General features: G+C 51.0%; 17 protein-coding genes and 1 pseudogene. 5 read left to right on the top strand and 13 right to left on the bottom strand.

Going from position 1 to position 23,964, the window contains the following annotated elements:
• Window position 1 precedes the first annotated feature (1 nt).
• Both DWY93_RS17310 and DWY93_RS12040 read right to left on the bottom strand, forming a co-directional pair.
• Window positions 2-7,720, bottom strand: coding sequence for an SNF2-related protein (locus tag DWY93_RS17310; RefSeq protein WP_347466134.1), 7,719 nt, complete (start codon window positions 7,718-7,720; stop codon window positions 2-4).
• 41 nt (window positions 7,721-7,761) lie between these two features.
• Complete coding sequence (locus DWY93_RS12040) at window positions 7,762-8,118, bottom strand: TnpV protein (RefSeq protein WP_117472346.1); 357 nt, start codon at window positions 8,116-8,118, stop codon at window positions 7,762-7,764.
• Between DWY93_RS12040 and DWY93_RS12035 the strand changes: the two genes are divergently transcribed.
• Complete coding sequence (locus DWY93_RS12035) at window positions 8,105-8,872, top strand: hypothetical protein (protein ID WP_117472344.1); 768 nt, start codon at window positions 8,105-8,107, stop codon at window positions 8,870-8,872. The two genes, DWY93_RS12040 and DWY93_RS12035, sit on opposite strands and share 14 nt — an antisense overlap.
• Window positions 8,873-8,968: 96 nt before the next feature.
• Here the strand turns inward: DWY93_RS12035 and DWY93_RS12030 are convergent, their stop codons facing one another.
• From DWY93_RS12030 to DWY93_RS11980, 11 genes and pseudogenes are all read right to left on the bottom strand, one after another.
• A complete protein-coding gene (locus DWY93_RS12030; RefSeq protein WP_002588976.1) occupies window positions 8,969-9,184 on the bottom strand; it encodes a transposon-transfer assisting family protein in 216 nt (71 codons plus the stop codon).
• Between the two features lies 1 nt (window position 9,185).
• On the bottom strand, window positions 9,186-12,554 hold the full coding sequence (locus DWY93_RS12025) for an LPD28 domain-containing protein (RefSeq protein ID WP_117472342.1): 3,369 nt from the start codon (window positions 12,552-12,554) through the stop codon (window positions 9,186-9,188).
• Between the two features lie 6 nt (window positions 12,555-12,560).
• A complete protein-coding gene (locus DWY93_RS12020) occupies window positions 12,561-12,839 on the bottom strand; it encodes a hypothetical protein (RefSeq protein WP_004798047.1) in 279 nt (92 codons plus the stop codon).
• A pseudogene (locus DWY93_RS12015) lies at window positions 12,836-14,629 on the bottom strand (DNA topoisomerase); the annotation flags it as partial. The pseudogene DWY93_RS12015 and the gene DWY93_RS12020, both read right to left, overlap by 4 nt.
• A gap of 37 nt (window positions 14,630-14,666) precedes the next feature.
• Window positions 14,667-16,292 (bottom strand): recombinase family protein, encoded by a 1,626-nt coding sequence (locus DWY93_RS12010; RefSeq protein WP_242989847.1) that lies wholly within the window; start codon window positions 16,290-16,292, stop codon window positions 14,667-14,669.
• Window positions 16,293-16,385: 93 nt separating this feature from the next.
• Window positions 16,386-16,568, bottom strand: coding sequence for a hypothetical protein (locus DWY93_RS12005; protein ID WP_005924684.1), 183 nt, complete (start codon window positions 16,566-16,568; stop codon window positions 16,386-16,388).
• Window positions 16,569-16,791: 223 nt separating this feature from the next.
• The gene (locus DWY93_RS12000) at window positions 16,792-17,133 is read right to left on the bottom strand and encodes a replication initiator protein A (RefSeq protein ID WP_097786354.1); all 342 of its coding nucleotides are present in this window, start codon (window positions 17,131-17,133) and stop codon (window positions 16,792-16,794) included.
• Window positions 17,134-17,810: 677 nt separating this feature from the next.
• On the bottom strand, window positions 17,811-19,385 hold the full coding sequence (mobQ, locus tag DWY93_RS11995) for a MobQ family relaxase (protein ID WP_117472338.1): 1,575 nt from the start codon (window positions 19,383-19,385) through the stop codon (window positions 17,811-17,813).
• Between the two features lie 269 nt (window positions 19,386-19,654).
• Window positions 19,655-19,972: a DUF3847 domain-containing protein gene (locus tag DWY93_RS11990; RefSeq protein ID WP_117472336.1), complete on the bottom strand. Its 318-nt coding sequence runs from the start codon at window positions 19,970-19,972 to the stop codon at window positions 19,655-19,657.
• Between the two features lie 75 nt (window positions 19,973-20,047).
• Window positions 20,048-21,316 carry a GHKL domain-containing protein gene (locus tag DWY93_RS11985; protein WP_117472334.1) on the bottom strand — a complete coding sequence of 423 codons (1,269 nt, stop codon included), beginning with the start codon at window positions 21,314-21,316 and terminating at the stop codon, window positions 20,048-20,050.
• Window positions 21,313-22,011 (bottom strand): LytTR family DNA-binding domain-containing protein, encoded by a 699-nt coding sequence (locus DWY93_RS11980; RefSeq protein ID WP_117472332.1) that lies wholly within the window; start codon window positions 22,009-22,011, stop codon window positions 21,313-21,315. Before DWY93_RS11980 ends, DWY93_RS11985 begins: the two co-directional genes overlap by 4 nt.
• 179 nt (window positions 22,012-22,190) lie before the next feature.
• On the opposite strand from DWY93_RS11980, the gene DWY93_RS11975 reads away from it, so the two are divergent.
• From DWY93_RS11975 to DWY93_RS11965, 4 genes are read left to right on the top strand one after another with little or no spacing between them, the layout of a single operon-like run.
• The gene (locus tag DWY93_RS11975) at window positions 22,191-22,748 is read left to right on the top strand and encodes an accessory gene regulator B family protein (protein ID WP_117472330.1); all 558 of its coding nucleotides are present in this window, start codon (window positions 22,191-22,193) and stop codon (window positions 22,746-22,748) included.
• Window positions 22,749-22,790: 42 nt separating this feature from the next.
• Window positions 22,791-22,961, top strand: coding sequence for a hypothetical protein (locus DWY93_RS17190; RefSeq protein ID WP_165853685.1), 171 nt, complete (start codon window positions 22,791-22,793; stop codon window positions 22,959-22,961).
• Window positions 22,962-22,991: 30 nt separating this feature from the next.
• On the top strand, window positions 22,992-23,489 hold the full coding sequence (locus tag DWY93_RS11970) for a hypothetical protein (RefSeq protein ID WP_117472328.1): 498 nt from the start codon (window positions 22,992-22,994) through the stop codon (window positions 23,487-23,489).
• Window positions 23,490-23,517: 28 nt separating this feature from the next.
• The gene (locus tag DWY93_RS11965; RefSeq protein ID WP_117472326.1) at window positions 23,518-23,841 is read left to right on the top strand and encodes a hypothetical protein; all 324 of its coding nucleotides are present in this window, start codon (window positions 23,518-23,520) and stop codon (window positions 23,839-23,841) included.
• The last annotated feature ends 123 nt before the right edge of the window (window positions 23,842-23,964 follow it).

Here is a 23,964-nt window from a genome sequence, read left to right as displayed (position 1 = left end):
GTTATCGCACCTCCTCATGTTGTTTTGGTTTCTTGTCAGTACTGCGGGGTGGCACCGGGCGTTTCAGATGATCCAGCACCGAAGGCCGTGTACTTTTGGCAACAGCGGATTCGGTGTGTGCCTGTCCCTTTCCGTCGATGTTGAGCAGGGTATCCAGCTCCACCAGACGGGCGTTTTTGCCTCTCAGTTCTTCTTCATAAAGGAATGGCTTTCCAACTTCCTCCTTTGCGGCAGCCTGCTGCTGATAGAGGTTATCCAGCTGGGCCTTTGCCGCCTCCAGACGCTGGGGCATCTGGGCGAGGGCATTGTCGATACGGGTAAGATTTCCGCGAGGGTCTGTACCAAGGGTTGCCCGGTGGGTCATCTGGCCTTTCAACAGGAGCGTATATTCCTGTTTCCAAGCGGAGAATTCCACGGACATGGCATAGCCCCGGTAGCTGCCGATCTGTACCGGATCGGAGGTTTTGACCTCCTTGCAGGCATCCAAAAGGGCAGCACCGGCGTTCTCCTTATCGGTCAGCAGATCTCCACGGATCTCCATACCGGCAAAGCCGTCCTCCGGGTGCGGGTGAGCTGCCAAAACCTCCAGATCAGATTCAAAGCCCTTGATAAAGCCCTTGTGCTTTTCAATCTCCTCCGGGAAGTATTTGAGCAGCTGGTCCTCCAGACGATACTGCTTGCTCTGGTGGTCGGCTTTCATCAGCTTCAGGCGGGATACTTCCACATCCAAATCCATACGCTCTTTGATACGGGGGTCTCCGGCGCACAGAGCCTTGATCTCGGCAAAACTGAGGGCGGTTTCATCCACATCATCGCAGGAGCGCACCGGCGATTTAGAAGTCATGATCTGGCTGATGAATTTCTGCTTATTCTCGACCGTCTGCCAGAGATATGCGTCAAAGGTTCCTTCGGTCACATAGCGGTACACATGGACAAGGGGATTCTGGTTGCCTTGGCGCTCGATACGGCCCTTTCTCTGGGCAAGGTCTCCCGGTCTCCACGGACAGTCCAGGTCATGAAGTGCCACCAGACGGTCCTGCACATTGGTGCCTGCGCCCATCTTGGCGGTGCTGCCCATAAGCACACGCACCTGACCGGTACGGACTTTAGAGAACAGCTCCTTTTTCCGCACTTCGGTGTTAGCTTCATGGATAAAAGCGATCTGGTCGGCAGGCATCCCCTGGGCAATGAGCTTCTGACGAATATCGTCATACACCGTAAAGGCCGGTTCCTGCTCCGGCAGAGGTACAGCGCCTTCCAGTGCGTGAAGCAGTGGATTATCCAGCGTTTTCGCCGCCTTGCTTGCAGGAGCTTTTGCCTGCGGGGTAGAAATATCACAGAACACCAGCTGGGTCAGCTTGTCAGCTTCGCCATCCCGCCAGATCTGCATGATGTTCTCCACACACTGATTGACCTTTGTGCCAGGTTCATCCGGCAGCATCTGGTTGACGATCCTCTGGTCCAGCCCCAGCTTGCGGCCATCCGAGGTAATTTTGAGCATATTGTCCTGGGACGGATCAACGGTTCCGCTGTGTACCAGCGATGCGCGCTCCGAAAGGGCCTTGACCATTTCCTGCTGATGTTCGGTGGGCTGCGCCACAACATTGTGGTATTCCACCTCCGGGGTAGGCAGATTCAGTTGGTCGGCGGTCTTGATGTCCGCCACTTCTTTGAACAGGTTCATCAGCTCAGGCAAGTTAAAGAACTTGCTGAATCTTGTTCTTGCCCGGTAGCCGGTTCCCTCCGGTGCCAGCTCCAATGCTGTGACGGTCTCCCCAAATCGGGAAGCCCAGCAGTCGAAGTGGGTCATGTTCAGCTCTTGCAGGCGTTCATATTGAAGATAACGCTGCATGGTGTAAAGCTCGGTCATGGAGTTGCTGACCGGTGTGCCGGTGGCAAAGATCACGCCACGGTTTCCAGTGATCTCATCCATATAGCGGCACTTGGCAAACATATCGGAGGATTTCTGCGCGTCCGATGTGGAAAGACCAGCCACATTCCGCATTTTTGTGTATAAAAACAGGTTCTTGTAGTTGTGGGCCTCGTCTACGAACAACCGGTCTACACCCAGCTGCTCAAAAGTTACCACATCGTCTTTTCGCCCCTCGGCTTGCAGCTTTTCCAGTCTGGCTTCCAGCGACTTTCTGGTACGCTCCAGCTGCTTGACGGTAAAACGCTCACCGCCGCTGGCCTGCACCTCTGCGATACCCTCGGTGATCTCGTCGATCTGCTCATAGAGAAGCCTTTCCTGACGCTCCCGGCTGATGGGGATACGCTCAAACTGACTGTGTCCCATGATGATGGCGTCGTAGTCACCGGTCGCAATACGGGCGCAGAACTTCTTGCGGTTATGGGTCTCAAAGTCCTTTTTGGTTGTGACTAAGATGTTGGCAGAAGGATAGAGGCGCAGAAACTCCGATGCCCACTGCTCAGTCAGGTGGTTGGGAACCACAAAGAGAGATTTCTGGCACAAGCCCAGGCGTTTGGCTTCCATCGCAGCGGCCACCATCTCAAAGGTTTTGCCCGCGCCTACTTCATGTGCCAGCAGGGTATTTCCGCCATACAGCACATGGGCGATAGCGCTTTTTTGGTGTTCCCGCAGGGTAATGGCCGGGTTCATGCCGCCAAAAGTGATATGGCTGCCATCATACTCGCGGGGACGGGTAGAGTTCATTTCTTCGTTATACTGGCGCACCAAAGTCTGGCGGCGCTCCGGGTCTCTCCAGATCCAGTCCCTAAAGGCTTCCCGGATAGCCTGCTGTTTTTGGGCAGCCAGAGTGGTCTCCTTGGCATTCAGCACGCGGCGCTCTTTTCCGTCTGCGTCCTCTATGGTGTCATAGATACGGACATCCCGCAGGTTCAGGCTATCCTCCAAAATCTTGTAGGCATTGGCACGGCTGGTTCCGTAGGTGGTGTAGGCTGCCACATCGTTGTAGGATACAGAAGATTTCCCCTTGATCTGCCATTCAGCAGTAAAGGAGGAATAGTTGACCTCAATGCTGCGCTGGAGATAAACCGGGGTGTTGAAGGTCTCGTACATAAACTGCTGGATGTACTCCTTGTCAATCCAGGTAGCGCCCAGACGCACCTCGATCTCCGACGCATTCAGGTCTTTGGGCTGGGCGGCGGTAAGGGCTTCCACATTGACTGCATAAACCGGGTCCTGCTGTGCCGCCCTCTGTGCCTGACGCAGTTTGCGGCGTACATTGCCGGAAAGGTATTCATCAGCAGTCACATAATGGGGCGATCCGTCCTGTTCCAGCTGTCCCGGTACACGGAAGATCACACCTTGCAGTTCTCCCTCCAGTTCTTCTTTTGTTTTTCCGCTAAGCTGGCTCATATAGCCCATATCTACGCAGGCTTTTTCCGAGATGGACACCGCCAGTGCTTCGCTTGCCGTATCCACAGCAGCCACTGCCTGATGGGGCTTGATGGTCCGTTTGGTGAACATATCCGCCTTGCGCTCCAGCTTTCCGTCCTCGTCAATAACTTCCAGCGCACAGAGCAGGTAATAGGAAGAATCGTCTGCATAGGCCAGGCGGTTTGCACGGTCATTGATGAGACCGTATTTGGCAGAAAAGCTGTCATAGAGCCGGTTCAGTTCCGCCTGTTTTTGGGTAATGGTGCTGTCTGGAACCGCTGCATCCATCTGAAGGTCGATCAGTTCCTGCACACAATCACGCAGTCCCACAAGACCTTTCACGCGGGCTTCGGCGGTGGCGTTGAGGTCAGGGCGCACCATGCGGCTGTTTTCCCGGTAGTACACCTGTCCGTCTACAATGGCATAGGAATAGTTCTTCACATTGGGGTCGGCAGAAATGGAGGTGTCAATAGCTTCGCCTTCGCCCAGCTCCGGCAGCTCTGCCTCCTGATAAGTGCCATGAATGTACTTCACAGCATCATGCAGCTGGTCGGAAAGCTCCAGTCCCTCGATAGGGTTCACGGTGTAATCCATACCATGAGCAGTGCTTACCGGCTCCTGTCTGCCCAGCACCATTTCCGGGTGGTCGATAAAATACCGGTTGATGGCAAACCCATCCTGCGTCGTCGCGGACTGCGCCTGCTCGTTTCCGCCTTGCGGCGAAAAGCTCGCTTGCTCCGTCGCTCCTCCTTCTCCCACAAAGTCTTGCGACTTTGCGGGAACCCTGATAATGCCGGTCTGCGTCCACTCTGGTGCAATGTCCAGCGGACGGTCCCGCTTTTGGAGAAAGATAATGTCCGATACAACCTCGGCACCGGCATTCTTTTTGAACGCGTCATTAGGCAGACGGATCGCTCCCAGCAGCTCGGCACGCTGGGCAAGATAGCGGCGCACGGTGGAATCCTTGGCATCCATGGTATAGCGGGAGGTCACAAAAGCTACCACACCGCCGGGACGCACCTGATCCAGTGCTTTGGCGAAAAAGTAATTATGAATGTTGAAATTCAGCTTGTTGTAGGCTTTGTCATTGACCTGATACTGACCAAAAGGCACATTGCCGATGGCAAGGTCAAAGAAGTCCCGCCTGTCAGTGGTCTCAAAGCCGCCTACTGTGATGTCCGCCTTGGGATAGAGCTGCTTTGCGATACGCCCGGAAACCGGGTCAAGCTCCACACCGTACAAACGGCTGTTTCGCATTTCCTCCGGCAGCATACCGAAGAAATTGCCCACACCCATAGATGGCTCCAAAATATTTCCGGTCTCAAAGCCCATGCGCCCCACCGCTTCATAGATTGCCTGGATAACCGTAGGGCTGGTGTAATGGGCATTGAGGGTGGAGCTTCTGGCGGCGGCATATTCCTCCGGGGTCAGCAGCTCTTTCAGCTGGGCATACTCGGAAACCCATGCCGGTTTTTCCGGGTCAAAGGCATCTGAAAGACCGCCCCAGCCCACATAACGGGAAAGAATCTCCTGTTGTTCGGGGCTTGCCTGCTGTCCGGCAACTTCCAGCTCTTTCAGCAAACGAATGGCATTGATATTTGCCTGGAACTTGGCTTTTGGACCGCCTTCACCCAAATGCTCATCAGTGATACGGAAGTTCTGTGCATTGCGGCGCAGGTTAGCCTTGTATTCCTCATAGGAGGCTTCCTCGGCAGCTTTGGCATTGGGGAAGGTCTGCCACTGGCCGTTGACCTGAATGGAAACCGGGTGTTCATCCAGCACTTCCTCAAAGGTTTTCTCCGGCTCTGTTGCAGGGGCTGGCGGCTCTGGCTCCTCGATATGCAGCCGTTCCACCACCACATCATAAGGCAGATGGTTCTTATCGCCCGGATAGACGGCCACGGTCTCGGAATGAAAGGCTGGGGGTTCGGCAGACGGTTGGGGCTGTTCTTGTCCAAAGCCATCCAGCTGACGGGTATACATCCCGCGCAACAAAGGCGCAACCTCATCCCAGCGGAAATACAGCATAGCCAGACGCTTTTCCTCTGCATCCATGACTTCCAGCTCCATGCCCTGTGCCGTGGTACGGTAATCGGCAATATCGCCGGTCTCCAGATTCAGTGTCTCGATCTCACCGGAATAGGCTCTGCTCAACCAGTAGGCGATCTCGCTGTTGCTCCTGCCGGATTGCAGCAGCGTGGAAAGCTGCTGTTTATCCGCTTCATCCATGAGTCCATGGACCAATACATCCCGCAAGTCCTGATCTGCCTTGTCCGGGTCAGTAGGAAGAAACTCGGTATAGTAAGCATTGCGGCGGTCTGCCCGAAGCAGCTGCTCGAACTGTTCTTTGCGCTCTGTCCGGTAGATGGGATATACCATCCCGGTGGGCAGAAGCTGTACGGTGTCCTCCCGCAGCTCAGTGATCTGATAGGCGTCATCCTCGATATACACGGTATCGCCCACGGCATAGACCGGAGCGGCAGGGTCATAGGAGGTTCTTTGCGGAGTTGGGCTGCGAACTGCATCATATTCCTCATCGGAAATGGAAACCTCGGAAGTCTGTTCTGTCTCGGCAGCTGCGATCTGCTCGGCATCCGACATCACCTGCTGGATAAACGGATCATTGTCCAGTTTTTCCGGATCTGCCACCTGTCCGTTGACGATCCCTCTTTCCTCCAGGGCTTCCCGGATGGCGATAGGGTCGATATTGTCAAAACGATCCTGTTCTTCTTCGGTATAGAATCGGTCCTCCTGAATAAGCTGGGCAAGCCTGCGCTGTACCTTCGGCCAGGGCAGCTGTGTTTCCTCCGGGCTTCCGGCACGGACAACGAACGGGCTGTTGCCGCCACCGTATTCCTGAGCCAGCCATGCAGCGGTATCCTTCTCTCTTGCATGGTCTTTCATATAGCGGACGACAGCGTGTTTACTCTCGATATTGCCGTTCCAAACACAGAGAGCTTTGTCAATATCCTCCTGAGAAAGAGGGCGCAGACGCTCATGGAGCTTTGGATAGGTTTCGTCGATCACTTCCCGGTGCAAACGCTGGCGGAACTCCGGCACATCCGAATAGAGTCGGATCAGCTCCATATCCTTAGAGCCAAGAATCGCACGGCGCACAGCGGCATTGCCCTCGATGACAGCATTTTCACGGTCAGAATGCCCGCAGGCATTGCGGTATGCGGCATCCTCGGAAATAGCGGCAGTCACCACAGGCTTATACTGCTCAAACTGCTCCCGAAGGATAGGCTTTGGCGTTTCTTTCTCCACCTCCGGCTGCTGTGTTTGAATGGCATCTTCTTCGGCCAGTTCCTTTTCAGACTGGATCTTGTCATACTGCGCCTGTTCCTGTTCGGTAAGATAGCGGTCTTTCTGGACAAGTGAGGTAATGCGCTTGGCAACCTTTTCCCAGTTCAAGTGAACATCCGGGCAGTCCTGCTTTTTATAGTGCAGTCCTTTCCCATCGTGATCTTCGCCGCTGTGTGTTGCGCCGGACAGGGCATGAGAGCGTCCGCCAATGCCATACTCGTCTTTAAGGAATCTCACTTTTTCCTTATCCGTATGGTTTTCCATGAAGAACGCATAGATACGGCCTTTTCCTCCGGCAAAACTGCTGCCGCCGGTCATGGCGGCGTCGATCTCATCCTCGGTAATGAAATGCTGGACGGTTGGCACTTGGGAAAGGTCCGAAGAAAAGGTCCTGCGGGGCAGGTCAAGGTCCTTCAGGTTCTCCCAGATTTCCCTTGGCCTATGGTAATGAAAGCGCAACAGGTCACGGTCCTGCTGATAGTCAGTCCAGAAGGCAGCGTATTCTTCCTTTAGGGTTTGGCGGAAAGCCGGGTCACTCAGCTGCTCGGCAAGCCATGCAGTTTCTTCCGGGAACCCGGTTCTCTGAATACCGGACAGACAGGACAGATACCCGGAATCTCTGGCTTTATCGCTGAAATCGTGGTACAGATGCCAAAGTTTTTCTGCAAGGAGGGAGCGTTCATAGCCTGCCGCTTCTGCAAGCTCCACATTGGAGGCAAACTGGCCACTTTCCAAAAGTTCCCCGATGCGCTCTGCGGCACTCTCCCAGGAAATGACCTGGGCAGACCTGTCATAACGGACAGACTTCCCGTGGGAAAGATGGATACCATCCTCGGCATACCATGCGCTCACGCTGCCAAGGCCATTGCCGCCGTGGTACAGCGTTTTCAGTATCTCGGCAATCTCAGCGGTGGTTTTCAGCTTTTCAAATGCTGCAACCACACGCTCTCTCTGGCGGTCTGTATTGCCGCCCAAACGCAGCACATGGTCAATATCATTTTGGGCAAAAGAAAAAGCAGAGGATGTATGCGCTACATTCTCTGCTTCATCTATGGATTGGATCTGCTCCGCTTCGGAGAGGAACAGGTTTAGGGTCAGCTGTTGATAAGCTCCGCCATCAGGATCTCCTCTGCCTGGGCTTTGCAGGTGTTCATCAGGCCCACCCACTTCATGGGATCGCTGGCTTTCAGTTCCTCGGTGGCTCCCGCTTCCTTCGCCAGCTGGGGCATCATCTGTTCCAGTCTGCTCTGGGCGGTCTCGTCGATCTCGATGAGGTGCGGGTATAGCTTCTCGCTCAGCAACATCTGGTTGTAGAGGATGGGACGGTGTTCCTTCAGGTAGGTTTTCCTCATCCTGCCGTACTTGCCCAGGGGTTTCTCCGGCTGCTGGCTCAGCTTCAGGTCGGGAATCTGATAGTCTCCGTTCTGGATGTAGGTCATGGGATTGTTCATCTTGCTTGCTCCTTTCTTGGTTGGCTTCGCGCTCTGCATTTCGGACGGTAACGCCGATCTGCCGCAGCACCTGCTGGTTGATCTGGCTGACCGCTGTTCCCAGCGCCCCGATGGTGGACGGGGTGTTGAAATCAAAGATCGCCATGAAATCTTCGTGGTCGAAGTAGCGTTCCGGCTCCAGTCCACAGCGGGACATCAAAGCGTAAGTGATGCTGACGGTGGCGGCTGCCTTGAACTGCACTCCGATGTTATACTCATCATATTCCTCCAAAAAGGAGCCGTCAACGATATAGAAGAAGTCCTGCTGATGCTCCGTCCAATATTCCTCGGCCAGTTTTCCAGCTACCTCCGTGAGCTGTCCGGCAAGATCATCACCGGAAACATCATAGGTGCGCTCCAGCATGGCCTGCACGGAATCCAGATGGCGCTCCTCCAACTGCCACAGCCAGGGAGTGCGGGAATGTTCACGGGTTCCGGTGTCGGAAATGTCAAAGACATAACGCAGGCGAGGTCTGTCCCCGGAATCATCCACCAGAGCGATTCCCTTGGAACCGCGCCTTACATAACGGCCCATCTTTTCATTCCACAAATCGTACTCCGCACAGGCGGTGGCGTCCGGTCGCTGGGCATAGATCATCAGCTGCTCATGGAATGGGTACTTGTAAAGGCGGGAAGCAGTGGTGAGAAACCCTGCCCATTCCTGCCAGCTCCCCGTGAGCTGTGTTGCCACCTTGTCCGCCATCTGTGCATATAGTTCAGCTTTGGTTGGCATAGTGTTCTGTCCTCCTTTCAGTTTTGGGGTAAAAAGGCGGGGTGGCAGATCGCCACCCCATCCCTGCGGTTATGTTGTTTACTGGTCAAAATCCGGGTACAGCTCCAGTTCGGCAAACTCGGCATCACTCATGGCCTGGAGCTTGCCCAGTGCGCTGTCTGTCAACTCCCGCAGCTCGGTTTCCTCCGGCGAAAGCTCGCCGCGCATCTCACGCAAACTGTCAATCAGCCCGGTGCGGCTGCCGGTATTGTAAATGCACATCAGGTTCATTTCCTCAAAAGTAAAGTTTCCCATATCAAATCTCCCTTTCTGCGCTCTTTTTGGGTGCTGTCTTTTTGTGTTCTGCCTTGGGCTGGCTTTTCAGCTGCTCCATGACGGACTTTTTCTTTTCCCGTTCCTCCCGATGGGCAGCGGCAGCCAGATCCATCAGGGAAATGGGCTGACCGCTTCGGGCCTGCTGTTCCAGCTCTGCCACCGTAGGTTCTTTTGCGCCATTGTTGATGATACCGTCGATCATGCCGTAATCGTCCTCCAGCATCATTTCCGCATTTTTCAGCGGGTTTTCTGGCAGGAATCCGGGGATCTGGGTAAAACCAACACTGTCACAGTAATGACAGGATACCTTACCGTCCTGTCTGATCGCAACGATGTCGCTGACGCTCATGGAGGGACTGTGAAAGTCCACGGGCTTTTCCAGATTGAATTGCTGATAGAGTTTTTCCAGCTGCTCCGGCACAGTGCCAGACTCCCTCAGAGGAGCTGTGTAAATGAGGTCATAATTGCTGCGGTCTATGGAAATGTCGTGGGACTTTAACCAATCCAGATTCATAAAGCGCACATTCTGCGGATCGTCACTACTTACCTGATAGATGGCAAAGCAATCTCTGTTCTGAGAGAGAAATGCCTGTTCGCGTTTCTGCTGATGTTCCTGACGCTCCATGACCTTTTCGTGGAACTGAGGGCTTTTCTCCCATTCCTCATGGTCCACACCGAAAAGACCGCCATGATCCATGATTTCCTGCGGATCAAACACCATGCTCTCCGTATTGTCCTCATGCAGCACATAGACGGTCAAACCGGTGGCATCCAGTTCCAGCGCCCGTTCTCTGGTAACAGGGAACATCCCATCATAGGAGTAGCCATATTCCTGCATATCCGGTGTGGATACCTGCTCATCCGGCATGGGGTATTCATCCAGTGCCTGCTCCTGCGCTTCCGGCAGCTGGGCAGAAGCAGTCATCTGACTGGTCTCTGCCTGCATTTGCTGATAGGCCGCTTCCTGCAAGGTCTCAATCATGGACATAGGAGCGTGTCTGAGCGAAGTGCTGTCCAGATCGTTATCATCACAAATCTGGAGAACTGCCTTCATGCAGGAAAGCTCCGGCATATCCAGCTGACCACCATCCAGCTCTTTCATGGACGCAGCATCGTAAAGGGTGTAGTCCCATCCGCTGTCACAGGGCTGGATATGAAGATAGGTAGTATCGTCGATCAGAAACAAAGCCTCCTGCTGGTTGGCATCCGCCCCCAGTACCTCCATTTCGGGCATGGCCGCAGCCAGTTCCTTTACCGCTTTCTGTACCAACGGATTGTCACGGTAATAGTCGATTGCCTGAATGGTGTCCAGCTCAATGGTATGCCCGGTCAAAATCGGAAACGGTCCTTCATAGTCGCTTCCATCTTTCAGCTCAAAACCAATGCCCTTGATCCCGTTCATTCGCTCTACCGGAATCTCCTGATAAATGCGAATTGCTTCCGCCAAAGACAGGTTATCGTGGTATTCTCCGAGGTTTGGAAACTCCATGCACTCTGCTACATAGTAGGTTAGATTGCCGGTCGGCTGCTCTATCGGGGCGGTTTCCGGCTCTACCTTTGCATGAGGGTCAATTCCACGCTCTTTGCAGATTTCCTTATAGTGGCGCTCAATGTCAGAAATCAAAGTGCCGGAGGTCTTGTTGATGGTCTCCAAACTGGCTCTCAGCTCTTTCAGTTCCTTGCCCTGACTCCAGCTTGCAATATAGCCGAAGCTGTTTTCTCCGGTCTCAATGCCAAAATATTTGCAGACCGCATAGGAGATGCTTTCAGCCTCTACTTCTTCCGTGTGACGGTCTTTCTTCTGTTCCTGCAAAAACTGGGCGAGAGTAGAAAAGCCGCCAACAAAATTCAGCCCTTCTTCCTCGGTCAGCATCAGGCGTCCATCTTCCGCCAGCTCCAGCGGCTCTGTCAGCAGAACGGAGCCTGCATGGTTTACAACCACTCGTTCTTCTACACAGACTGGCTCTCCGGGGTCGTAATCAGAACCGCGCAGGTCATAGCAATAAACGCCCTCCGGTAGATTATCACGGGCAATCCGTCCGTTGGAGAACAGGCCGGGTTTATCAAACAGCTCGATCTCCTGATACTTCTCGTCATTGGCAATCTGAATCTTTTTCTGATTGTGGAGCTTACTGTGGGCAATTTCATGGACCGTGGCCGAAACCGTCTGCACCTCGCTCATGCCCTGACGAACGGCGATTTTCTGATGATCGGCAGAAAAATAGCCGTCCGTATCGGCGGCCATTGCTTCAAAAGTGATCGGCACCGGCGCACTGCGGCGCAGGGCCTCCATGAATGCCTCATAATTGGGCACATTGCCGGAAAGGGAGGAGGCAAGCTCCGGCAAAGGTTTCCCATCGGTCTGGCTCACATCAAAGACCTTGACCGGGCGAAACATGGGGATCTCGATTTCTTTTTCCTCTGTGATGATCTTTCCGTCTTTATCCAAAATCGGAGCCTTGGTATCCGGGTCCAGTTTCTGCTCCTCGATTTTCTTCTTGTACGGTGTGGGGGCGATGATGGTAATGCCATGCTCACCCTTTTTTACATGACGCTCAAACTGGTCTTTCCACTTATTGTATCCGGCTACCAAAGTGGCGTCCGGCTTCTGCATATAGATGAGCATGGTGTTGTTTACCGAATAGCGGTGGAAGCGGGACATGACGGACAGATAGCGCATATACTTTTCACTCTCAAAGAGTTCTTTGATCCCCTGCTCGATGCCATCTGTGATTTCCCTTAGCCGCTCTCGGTTGGTGGGTTTGTTCTCAGCCATGATTTTCAATCTCCTTTCCAAGTGTGTGATTTCTGCTGTGTGTTCTGCAATCCATGCCTTTTGTTCTTCTTCACTTTCATAAAGAAAAAGGTCCAACAGGTACTCTACATAGGTTTTTTTCTGGATTGCTTCCACAAAACGGGGGTGCGGTTCTTCCTCCGGTGTCCGGGGAGAATTGTCGGCCTCCCATTTTTTCAGCAGATAGTAGTAATCGGACAGTACGCGATAACACCGCTGCCGGTCCTCCCGAAATTTCTGTGCCTCGTTTTTCTGCCGGACATACCTCCTGCGGGGAGGGGCCTGACTGTCATAGATCAGGCCAAAGTCCTGTGCCAGTTTCTCCGCCGCTTCTTTTGAGGAGAGGTCAAAGAGCTTTGCGATAAAGTCGATCACATCCCCATCTTCACCGCAGCCAAAGCAGTGGAATCGCTGGTCTACCTTCATGCTGGGGTTCTTATCATCGTGAAAAGGACAGCAGGCCATGCCATTTCGCCTGACTTTTATCCCATAAAACTCTGCCGCTTCTCTGGTGCTGACCGACTGCTTGACTGCTTCAAATACATTCTCTGCCATGTGCCTTTAACTGCCGGACTTTTTCACAGGGGGCTGGTATCCGGCGGCTTTCGCACGCTCACTGGCAGCTTTGCGGCGTTCTGCGCTGTATGGCTCCCTGACTGATACACACCGCTTGGGGACGGTAAAGTTATGGGCGTCCTTTCGGGTGATCTGGTCGGGGTGCTTTTTTGCCAGCAGTTCCAGTTTCTCCATCAGGCGGGGATCGTGGGTGTAGACCTCAGCCATTGGTTCTGCCTGGTTATAGAGGAGAATGGTTTCCCGTTCCACTAAAGAGAGCTTCATCGGCTGCCTCCTTTCCGCTGGTCAAATTCCAGCTTGAAATTGGCATACTGTCCATCGTCCTCCAAAACCACAGTGGCATCGTAGGTCTTGCCGGTTTTCTCCGAATATAACCCCGTCACACGGACACGGCCATCGTTCAGCAGCGCAGACACCACAGCCTTGGTCGGCTGTTTTTTCTTGGCAGCCCACCATTTGTTGTTTTTCCAGATTGCAAATTTGCAATCTTTGTTCTGACAGAAGAAGCCTTTTTGCAATTCTGCAACTTCACCGCCGCAGCGGGGGCATTTGCCCACCACCTCACGGGGCGGAGTGAACAGGTACTCGGTTCCCTTGATGACCTGATAAGTTCCCACCAGATCTTTCAGCATGGTGCTGATCCCGTCCAAAAACTCCTCCGGGGCAAGCTGCCCGCGCTCGATCTCGCCCAGGCGGTACTCCCACTCGGCAGTCAGAAGCGGAGATTGCAGCTGTTCCGGCAGAACGGTGATAAGGGAGACTGCATCGTGGGAAGGGAGAAGCTGCACCGTTTTCCTGCTCTTTTTTCGTTCCAGAAAACCGGCAGATACCAGCTTTTCCAAAATACCAGCACGGGTGGCCGGTGTCCCCAGACCTTTTCGTTCGGCATCCTCCGGCATATCTTCTTTTCCGGCAGTCTCCATCGCGGACAATAGGGTGTCCTCCGTAAAGTGCTGGGGCGGACTGCTTTTGCCTTCTTTGACGATTGCCGCAGAAACCGAAAGGGTCTGTCCTTCGGTCAGCTCCGGCAGGGCTTTCTCTGCGCCCTCTTTTTTTGGCTCCGCATCCTTCATTTTGGCACGGTAAGCGTCCTCCAGTGCTTTCCATCCGGGGTGCTTCACTGTTTTTCCTTTGGCGGTAAACTCCCCACCGGCACAGTCGGCAATCACAACGGTTTCCGAATAGATATGGGGCTGGGCTACGGCGCACAGCAGACGCAGGGCTACCAGCTCCAGCACCGCTTTTTCTCCCGCAGGAAGGGCAGAAAGGTCTGCGTCCTTGAGATTTCTGGTAGGGATTACGGCGTGGTGGTCGGTTACTTTCTTATCGTTGATGACCGCATGGGAGTCACAGGTAATGGCGATTCCTTTGCGAAAAGGCATAGCATTGGCAACCAGATTGACCAGCACCGGCAGGCTGTCTGCCATATCACCGGTCAGATAGCGGCTGTCAGTACGGGGATAGGTACAGAGCTTCTTTTCATATAGGCTTTGCAGATAGTCCAAGGTCTGCTGGGCTGTAAATCCAAGCAGGCGGTTGGCATCTCTTTGCAGAGTAGTCAGGTCATAGAGGGCAGGCGGCTTTTCGGACTTTTCCTTGCACTCCACCTTTTTGATTGTGGCAGCTGCACCCTGACAGGCTTCTTTCAGCTGCTCGGCAGCAGCCTTATCCGCCATGCGCTCCCCGGATACGGTAAGACCGGGCAGCTCCAGCGCCACGGTATAAAAGGGAACCGGCTTAAAGGTGTCGATCTCAGCTTCTCGCTGGACAATGAGTGCCAGCGTTGGGGACATAACGCGCCCGATGTTGAGTGTGCGGTGATACAGCACGGAAAAAAGCCTTGTGGCATTGATCCCCACCAGCCAGTCCGCCTTGGCACGGCAGAGGGCAGCATCACGAAGTCCATCATAGTCCGCACCGGGGCGCAGGTTTGCAAAGCCCTCCCTTATGGCGGAGTCCTCCATCGAAGAAATCCAGAGCCTTTTCATCGGCTTTTGACAGCCTGCCAGCTCATAGACACTGCGGAAAATCAGCTCGCCCTCGCGTCCGGCATCTGTAGGATAGTTCTCGGAGGTGACTTTTCTGACATTGTTACTCGATGGCATCCAATGGGCCGATAAAGCGATAGAAAATCTGGATTTTCTGGACGTATTCGCCATCGACCTTTTCCGCTTTGGATACCAGAATCTTGTCAATCAGCTGATGCAGAATCTTATAGTTCAGTTCGGTGATGCCAGCGTACTTGCTGACTTCATCAATAAAATCCTGAATCTTGTCCAGCTGATCGTGTTCAGCACGGCCTTCCCGCTCGTACTGCTCAATCTTCTCGGTCAGTTCAGCCTGTTCTTTGTCGTAGCGATCTGCAAGCATTTGAAAACGTTTCTCCGGGAGAAGTCCCTTTGATACGTCCTCATAAAGTTTTGCATACAGGTCTTCGATTTCTGCGATTCGTGCTTTACACTGCTTCAAATCCCGTTTGTGCTGCGCCCGGTCAGAGGACACCCGGAGATGCATCTGATTTGCAATCTTCTTTACAAGGGCTTCCCGATTGCTCACAGCGGCCTTTGCGTGTGCCTGAATGTCCGCAAAGACAGCTTCATGCAGAACACGGGCTTCCAAATTATGAGAGTCACAGGCTTTCGCACCATATTTCCGATAAGTGCTGCAACAATAAAAGGTCTGATCCAGAACACTGTTACGTTTGCGCCTGTGCTCGACCTTGACTAACATCGTTCTGCCGCAGTCTGCACAGCGGACGATGCCCTTGAAGATATTGTCGTAGTCGGTCTTATCACACATAAAACAACCGGAACGGCTGTAAAGGATTCGCTGCACGTTTTCCCAGCGGTCTTGTGGGATGATTGCTTCATGTGTATTCGGAACGATAGCGCGTTCTTCAAACGGAATATAACGGCGCTTTTTGGATTTCATGGACACGGTGGGCTTGGCTTCGTAGATGATGTGTCCGGCGTAGACTGGGCTGTGCAGAACCTGACTGATATAGGCACTGTCCCAATCAAACATCTTTTCATCATCAATAAAGCGGCCAAACATCTCTTTCTTGTAGTAACACGGCTTCAAGACTTTTTCATCGTGGAGCCGCTTGGCGATGCGGTGAAGCCCCAGCCCTTCCTCTGCCATTGAATAGATATACTCAACAACGGGGGCGGTGTTCGGGTCGATTACAAGGTGATTGTGGTCGGCAGGGTCTTTCTGGTAGCCAAACGGTGCGCCGCTGGAGATATATTTTCCGCTTTTCTTGCGTGTCCGAAGGGCACTCTTGATTTTTCGGGAAGTGTCTTTGGCGTACATTTCATTGATGATGTTTCTGAACGGAGCAATATCCATCTGGGATTGCTCGTTGGAATCATAACCATCGTTGATTGCAATATAGCGGACACCGTGTTCCGGAAAAAAGATTTCCATATACGTTCCGGTTTCGATGTGGTTGCGTCCAAGTCGGGACTGGTCTTTGGTAATGACTGTTGCCACCTTTCCTTCCCGGATATCATCCAGAAGTTCCTGAAAGGCAGGGCGGTCAGAGTTCGTACCGCTGTAACCATCATCAACGTAGAACTGGCAATTCCCGAAACCGTTGCGTGTGGCATACTCCATAAGCATCGCCTTTTGAGTGCGGATGCTCAGGCTTTCGCTGTTTGAACCGTCATCTTTTGACAGTCGGCAGTATAAAGCAGTTACTTTTTTGTCCTTTTCCATGTGTACCTCCATAATGGAAAAGAGACCTCATCAATCACATTGTAGCGGATGCTGCGTGATGATGCAAGCCCTTTTCCGCAGTAAAACGTCCAATTAGCCAGCGGCGAGATACGATTCGGCAGTTTTACGAATTTCTTCTTCCGCAAGCCGCTGAAAAAGCGTATTCATCGGCACATTGCCGATATAATGGCGTTCCACGATCAGGCGCACAGACTTCGGACTTCTCGGCGCACGTTTGCGTGTAGTGGGCTTCTTCTCAGATTTTTCTTTGTTCAAGGGCAGACCTCCTCATTCATGTGGTGCAAATACGGAAAGGAATGGATGGATTCTATTCGTTTTTCTCTTTTTGTTTTATTACGTTGGTTAGGTGAAAGTTTTCTTTGATACAGTCTTAAAGGCTGCTATACTGCATAGGAAAAATCTCTTTTGCAGATGCCATTAAGAATCTGCATCGCAGAATCGTGATTTTGGCGGTTCTTGAATCGTGAAAAACGCAGAACTATTCAACATTTGGAATTTTCACAAAGATGTGATTGGGCGAAGAAAACCGCGTTCGTCTGCGCTCAATCAATCCCGCAGCGTCCAATTCCTTAAGCGCACTGGAAACACTGACAGTGCTGCGCCCTAGCTGCTCAGCCAAAGAGCAAATCGTAAAAATGACAAACACGAAACCACGTTCATCTATCCAGAGATTTTTCTGCGAGAGCGTGGCACGGTCGAGCAGCAGCACATAAGTCATTTTTGCAGTCTGGCTCAGGTCAAGTTCCAAAAGGAAGCGTGGGTATGGGAGAAACGGCGGCAGCAGAGTTTGCGTGGTAAGATATTCTGAAATGTTGATCACCTCCAGCTGAAGCAGAAATCAGGAACAAAGAGTATGTAACGAGAATTGGTGGGTTCCAATTCTCCAGTCGCAGAAAAGCACGAAACAAGTGCTCAACTGCGTTAATAAGTTAAGGTCTCCCATATTGGTCCTCGACTTCCCTAGGAGTGGGGAATCGTCCGGCGGCGGGCTTGCACCGCACCATTGGCATTTCAGCCACCCCGTCTTCGTTATGACCGGGCTGCGAGTTACAGAAGTACCTTTTGTGAAGTACCGGACGATTGAACTATTCACTTGTCAAGGAACATATGGAAGATTTCTGGACTTTGACGGACGAAAAACATCCTTCTACTTGGTAGCCGATGAAAAAGGCCATTTCGTAGCATTGCAAGCAATTTTGTAAACAAAACGTCATAATAGTCCGAGAATGGTCTTGAAAAAGATGCCCTACACTTGGTAGGCATCGAGAACGCCTGTTTCGTAGCATTGGTGAGAAACTTGTAATTGAATTGTAATTCTTGAGACCAAATCTCCGCTTTTGAAAAAATCCTCTCACTTGGTAGGCATCGAGAAAGACCTTTAGACACCCATAATTTTGAGAATTAACAAAAAAGTCACATTTGGATTGTTTTACAATGTAAAAAATCTATGTATTCCTGCCACAGACTGCAATGGCACATCAGTGGCAGAAATATAATTTAGAGCGATTCTTCGCGGTTCATGGGGGTAATCGCTTTGTGTTTTGATTTTTCTTGCTGAAGCTGCTCCAACTGTTTCAGCACAGATTCTTTCTCTGGGGTCTTACCGCCCGGTGCAGAAAGCTGCTGCTTATTCAGCACCATGTCGATATACTTGCGGATATTTTTTAGTGCGGAGATATCCGGCTGCAAGGTTTCCAGTTGGCTGCGCAGCTCGGCGCTGCCCGATTGCAGCGCCGAAAATTCGGCATCCAATGCCGAAAAATCCACAGTTGTGCTGCCGTTCAGCTTCATCATAGTTCGGACAGCTTTATTGAAAGCGTCCAGTTCTTCCTTGTGCTGGCTGGCATAGGCATCTTTCGTCAGCTTGAAGTTCTTTTTTAGAAAGGTATCGTGGATGGGTTTCAGCTTTGCATGGATGGCAGCAGCATCCTTGATCTGGGCGATTGCCCGCATACGGTTTTCGTTCCGCTTCAACTGCCTGCGGAGAGGGGCGGCGGTCTGGTTTAAACTTTCAATGGCTTGGTTCAAGTCCTCGACAGTGTTCAGGGAATGGGCTTTCAGGTAGTCCACCGCCTGTTTAACTTCCTCAAAGTCCCGGACGGTGCATTTCAATTTTGCCTTGCCAGACCAATCGCTGCGTTGCTCATTGCGGAGGTTGAAGTAGTCCACCAGCAGATCGGACAGCGTGGGTTCCTTTGCTTGTTCCAGTGCATCCAAAAGAATCTGCTTCTTTTCGGTCAGGTCTGCGATCCAGCGTTGCAGCCCACGGATGGTGCTGCGGATGGACTGCATCAGGCTGTTGGCAGTGCGAATATCCCGATTGAGATTTCCGAGAAAGGTTTCGATTCCTCGCTTCTCCATCTGGTGAGCAGCGGGGCCGAGATGGACGGTCGGTATCTGCTGGATGCCCTGCCGCTCAAAGGAGCGCAGGTCAACACGTTCCGGTCTGCCAGCAGCTTCCAGATAGCGGTTGGTGATGGTCTCCCAGCCATGCCGCCAGACCTCGGCGTACTTCTGGTCGTTCCAGTCCACGGTGCTTTCCTTGTGGCATTTCCAGTTGCCGGAAGGGAGCCGGATGCGCTCGCCGTTCTCGTCAAGGTCGTATACCTTTCGGGCTTTCGGGAGCCACTTGCCGTGTTCGTCCATTGCTCGGAGCGTCAGCAGAACGTGGGCGTGTGGGTTGCCATCTCCCTTGTCGTGGATGGCAAAATCGGCTATCATGCCTTTGGAAACGAACTGCTCATTGCAAAATTCTTTGAGCATGGGAAGATACTGCTCTTTCGGAACTTCCACTGGGAGCGCCAGCACGATGCGGCGGGCAAGCTGCGAGTTCCATTGATTCTCCACGGCTTCCACGGCGTTCCAGAGGGTCGCCCGGTCTGCAAATCCGGGCGGCGCATGGGACGGCAGCATAATCTCGGCGTGGACAAGCTCTTTCTTTTTGTTGTAGAATTTTGTTTTCTGGTCGTACTCGCTGAACAGCCGTTCGCCGCTCTGGTAAGCGGCCCCGGCAACAGCGGACTGCCCTTGGCTGCGCTTGACGATGGTGATTTTGAAATGCGGACACGGCATAGGCATCACCCCCAAACAAAAAGACCGCCCAGCAAGATAACTCTTGTTGAACGGTCTGGAATCGTATTCGGTTGTACTCGCCGCCTTGGAACGGAGTGCTGTACGCTTCGGTCTTAGGCGGGAGCTGCAAAAGGATAGCTGCAACGCAGCGCAAGGAAAATGCAGTTTTCCTTGGGATGGAATCGGGCTGGCGCACAAACGCCAGCTTCGATTTCATCGAGCCGTCTGCAAGACCGCAATTTCACCGGAACGGTGTATAATTGCGCCCTTTATTCTAAAGGGTTTTGGACGTTGCTTCGTTCGTGAACGTCATGCACCATCTTTGCAAGCGCCAGCACGACTTCAGGTTGACGGAATGAGATCTTCAAAAGCTCCATCACCTGATCGTCGGTCAGTTCTCCCGGACAGACCAGAAAGCTTTCCAGCATTCCGGCACGAGTACAAAGACGGTGCACACGCTCTCTCCGGTTCAGCTCTGACATCCTGCGTTCAAGGATCTTTTCCCGGTGCTGGCAAGAGCGCAGCTTCTGCTCCGCTTTGGCTTTCTCGCTGCGGAGATAGGCAAGGTTGGTTTTCGGTTGGGTCATGGCATCACGCTCCTTTACAAAATAAAGAGCCAAACAATCAGTATAAAGGCTGATCATTTGGCTGTGGAAACATATTTAATTTTCGCAGTTCAGGCGGACTTGGACGGTAAACACACCGTCTTTCTTTTTCGTATAGAAGTCACCATGATTCTCCTGAACGATACGATTTATGTTCTTTAGTCCGTGACCGTGATACTCTCCGATGCGGATGCTACGGACGGTATCGCTGTATGGATTCTCAAGCCGATAAAAGAGACTGCGATACTGCTTGCGCAGTTGTAGATGAATGATTCTCTGTTCCGCTGGCAAGTCGCAACAGGCTTCAATGGCGTTGTCAAATGTGTTTCCGATAATGATGCTCAAAGACAACGATGAGATCGTCAGAACTTCAGGAATCGTCACATCCAGTTTGACCTTGATGTTATTCTTCTCTGCGATTCGCAGGTAATAATTTAAAAGAGCATCCACAACAGGGTTTCCGACAGCAGAAACATTTGTGGAACGCTCAAAAATATCCGTGGCAGCTTGTGCAATCTTGTGAAGTTCTTCGGTATCGCCGTGTTCTGCAACCGCCTGCATCGCCAGAATATATTTCTTCACATCATGCCGCAGGGAACGGACTTCTTCCTGACGTTCTTTGAGCTGCTGGTAGTATTCCATTTGAAGATTGTACTGCTGCTCGTTGAACTTGACTTTGAATTTTTCCAGTTCATTTTCCCGGAGAGCTTCCACATAGAACACAATCAGGATGTTTATAAGGAGAAGCACAGCCATAAGGCCGACCATATAATCCGGGAAATACTCATCCGCAGCATGATACTGTGCTACATAACAAACCGCGATGCTTGCGACTTGGATTGCAATGATTGGCAACAGCCATAGGATGCGCAGAGCATTTCCTTTTCGGCTGAAAAAATGTGAGACCAGGACTACGAGCAGAATTTGTATCAGGTTTGAAAAAACGACATAAATCAACCGTGCTGCCCCAGCTTGCATCAGAATGTCGGTGTCCGGGATGCGCAGTCCAATCAGGAGCATTGCAAACACTTCCACCAAAGCAGCCAGTGTAAAGAAAGCTCCACTTGCGAAAACCGCCTGCCATGGCCGCACTTCGTAGAATAGCAACGCAAGGAGGAATCCGCCAACCAAAAGATAGACTGTGCGCTGCGTCACCCAATTCGGAAATAAGCTCAAAGCACACTGCCCAGCGATAAAAAGTGCAACATACACATAGAACCATCTTGAAATGGGTTCCTTTTGAGGAAACAGCCGACCGATGAAAAGCAGCAACAGGGCGATGTTGGCAAAACTCCCTGCAAACTCAACGAAATAATAAAGCATCATCTTCCCAAATAAGCGTTGAAATTTTGATTGAACTCCTGACGCTTCCTCCTGCTGATCGGCAGCTGATGTCCGCTGGAAAGAAAAACAGCGGTTCCAGTAGCGTAAACAATGTGTTCCATATTGACAAGATAACTTTTGTGTGGCGACACGAAGCATCGTTTGGGAAGCTGCTCCAAGGCTTCAGGAATGCTCATTCTCAATGTAAGGTCTTGCTCCTTGCAGTGGATCAGAACTTTATGTCCGTGGCTTTCCAGAAAGTAAATGTCCGATGTTTCCAAGGACATGGTGACACCATCGTATTCAATCGTGAAATGTTTGGAGTTCAGTTCCTGAAGGACGGCATCCATCGCCGCAGCGAACAGCGTCTGATCCAAGGGCTTAACAAGATAACGGAATGCAATACCATATCCCTGCACAGCATATTCGTGCCGCTTCGTGACAAATACCACCAAGGGATGCTTCTCCATTTGAATCAGAGATTGTGCCAGCTGAAAGCCGTTGGATGGCATCTCAATGTCGAGCAGCAGCAAATCAAAGGATTTCTTCTGCATCTGCAATTCGCTCAGAAGTTCATTCCCATCCATGTAAGTTTCAATGTCAAAGCAACCTTGCACATCGTACTGCTGAACGCTTTGAACAATGCCATCAAGGTCTGACTTCTCATCATCGCAGACTGCAACATGGTACTTCAGCATTTCGACAACCTCCACAAAATAATGTCCTGCTACTATTATAGACTGTGCAAAGGCTCCTTACAAGTAGCCTGACCTACCACTTTTGTCACCAGAACGACCAGTTTTGCCAAACCTCTTGATTTTGTTGAAATTTATGATACAGTGAAGCAAAAATCAGAAGATAAGGTGGCGCAACTGCAATGTGGGAACGCACGCTGTCTCAGAAATTAGTCCGTCTTTTCTGCGAACAAAAAGTGGTAGACGAATCAAAAGCGGATGCGTATGTCTATGGGTACGAGTTGCTCATATCATCTGTTGTGAGCATTCTGCTTGTCATCCTCATCTCAATTATATGTGGTGATGTTCGGTACTCGCTTTCATTCTTGATCGGCTTTATCCCTCAGAGAATCTACATTGGTGGCTATCATGCAACGTCGCACACCAGATGCTATCTGGCATTTACCGGACTGGCACTTATCTGCATTTTGCTGAGTAAAGTAATTGCAGCAAATAACCTTTTTCGTATTATAACAACAGTAGCTCTTTTGGGTATCTCTATCTTTTTCTCTCCGATAGAAGCAACGAATAAGCCTTTGGGCAAAAAGAAGCGGTTAAGCTATAAGATGATCGTATCTGTTCTTTCGTCAATAGATTTCCTACTTGCCATTTTCAATGTGCTTCCATACACACGTCATGTGGTTTGCTACTATCTCTCCAAATGGGTGTTGATTGTATTCGCAATAATTCCTTTGATTTAACAGAAATTTAATGCCAACTTTTGTAGATAAGGAGGTGATAACATGAAAAAGAACAAATGGATGCTGCTTCTTGTCGCTTTTATTGCATTTTTTGTATTGGTTTATTTTATTGGTGCGCGCCTTAATGCAACGGCAGAGGCATTGACAATTATTTCTCTCTGCATCGGCATACTGGTCATTTATTTAGTCGTAAAAGCAATCAAATCAAAATGAAAATATGATCATTCATTTTGGAGGAATACTATGAAATCGGTGAAACACCTTTGGGCATCGTTACTAATTGTTATGGCGTTTGTAATTATCTGTCCGACAGCATTAGCGGCGACCGGTAACTCTTCGCAGATACATTCAAAAAATCCTGTGGATGCTTATCCTAATTCGACAGTTGGCGTCATTCATTTTTATATTGATGACGGAAAGCTGATTGTTTATGACCCTGACGAACGTACTAGCGTACGGGGCGATACAGGAACCGCAACGATTTACTGGACCATTCCGGGACAGGTTTTTTGGTCAATATCTTCTAATATTTCTGGGCCGATGGTGTTCTCTGGAAGTGTGAGTACAACAGCTGGTGATTATTGCCCGCTTAATGGCATTAGTTTTGATGGTTATGTTAGCGGTCTTGTAGATGTTCAAATGATGCCTGGTAGCAATTATGCAACATTGGAAGGATCAATGTTAGATATTCAAGGTGTTTCCTATGTGTTGCCGGGAGTCGAAGCGTATATGTATCATTGATTATCGGATAGAACACATGGAAAATCATATGGAAGATAATGACATTCCGAAATTTCGCACTTATCGTGGAGAAATCGAATTTGAAGGAACGTTAATACAGGCTGATATTTTTATTGACAATAAAATGCTTGAAGACAGAAACAGCTTTTTAATAAGTTTTTTGTGCAAATCTAATAAGATGTATAAAATGATTTGCAGAAATGTTTTAAAAAAGGAAGGATATTATATAAATCTAAAACTCAATGGTGTAAAATTGAAAACCCGTGTCCTTTCAGTGTCGCAAAGCTTTATTGATAGTAACTCGGAAACATATAGAATTGGCCTTATGTGTTCTAATGATTTGCGCATCTAAATCAAAAGACAGTCGATGGTACGGTTCGGAGCGAAGTATCAACAAATCAACAGCCCTCTATTTGCAACGACTGCAAATAGAGGGCTGTTTTGTTTGTTTTGGATATTTTAATTAAAGGTCAAT

Source organism: Clostridium sp. AF28-12 (assembly GCF_003435225.1).
Classification (GTDB): Bacteria; Bacillota; Clostridia; order Lachnospirales; family Lachnospiraceae; genus Pilosibacter; species Pilosibacter fragilis.
This window is presented reverse-complemented; position numbering and strand designations above follow the sequence as displayed.

Excerpts from the sequence above, each read along its gene's own strand:
- DWY93_RS12025 (WP_117472342.1), bottom strand. The coding sequence starts at position 12,554 with ATGGCAGAGAATGTATTTGAAGCAGTCAAGCAGTCGGTCAGCACCAGA.
- DWY93_RS11965 (WP_117472326.1), top strand. The coding sequence starts at position 23,518 with ATGGAAGATAATGACATTCCGAAATTTCGCACTTATCGTGGAGAAATC.
- DWY93_RS12030 (WP_002588976.1), bottom strand. The coding sequence starts at position 9,184 with ATGGGAAACTTTACTTTTGAGGAAATGAACCTGATGTGCATTTACAAT.
- mobQ (WP_117472338.1), bottom strand. The coding sequence starts at position 19,385 with ATGCCGTGTCCGCATTTCAAAATCACCATCGTCAAGCGCAGCCAAGGG.
- DWY93_RS11970 (WP_117472328.1), top strand. The coding sequence starts at position 22,992 with ATGAAATCGGTGAAACACCTTTGGGCATCGTTACTAATTGTTATGGCG.
- DWY93_RS12020 (WP_004798047.1), bottom strand. The coding sequence starts at position 12,839 with ATGAAGCTCTCTTTAGTGGAACGGGAAACCATTCTCCTCTATAACCAG.
- DWY93_RS11990 (WP_117472336.1), bottom strand. The coding sequence starts at position 19,972 with ATGACCCAACCGAAAACCAACCTTGCCTATCTCCGCAGCGAGAAAGCC.
- DWY93_RS17190 (WP_165853685.1), top strand. The coding sequence starts at position 22,791 with ATGAAAAAGAACAAATGGATGCTGCTTCTTGTCGCTTTTATTGCATTT.
- DWY93_RS12040 (WP_117472346.1), bottom strand. The coding sequence starts at position 8,118 with ATGAACAATCCCATGACCTACATCCAGAACGGAGACTATCAGATTCCC.
- DWY93_RS12010 (WP_242989847.1), bottom strand. The coding sequence starts at position 16,292 with ATGGAAAAGGACAAAAAAGTAACTGCTTTATACTGCCGACTGTCAAAA.
- DWY93_RS12035 (WP_117472344.1), top strand. The coding sequence starts at position 8,105 with ATGGGATTGTTCATCTTGCTTGCTCCTTTCTTGGTTGGCTTCGCGCTC.
- DWY93_RS11980 (WP_117472332.1), bottom strand. The coding sequence starts at position 22,011 with ATGCTGAAGTACCATGTTGCAGTCTGCGATGATGAGAAGTCAGACCTT.
- DWY93_RS11985 (WP_117472334.1), bottom strand. The coding sequence starts at position 21,316 with ATGATGCTTTATTATTTCGTTGAGTTTGCAGGGAGTTTTGCCAACATC.
- DWY93_RS11975 (WP_117472330.1), top strand. The coding sequence starts at position 22,191 with ATGTGGGAACGCACGCTGTCTCAGAAATTAGTCCGTCTTTTCTGCGAA.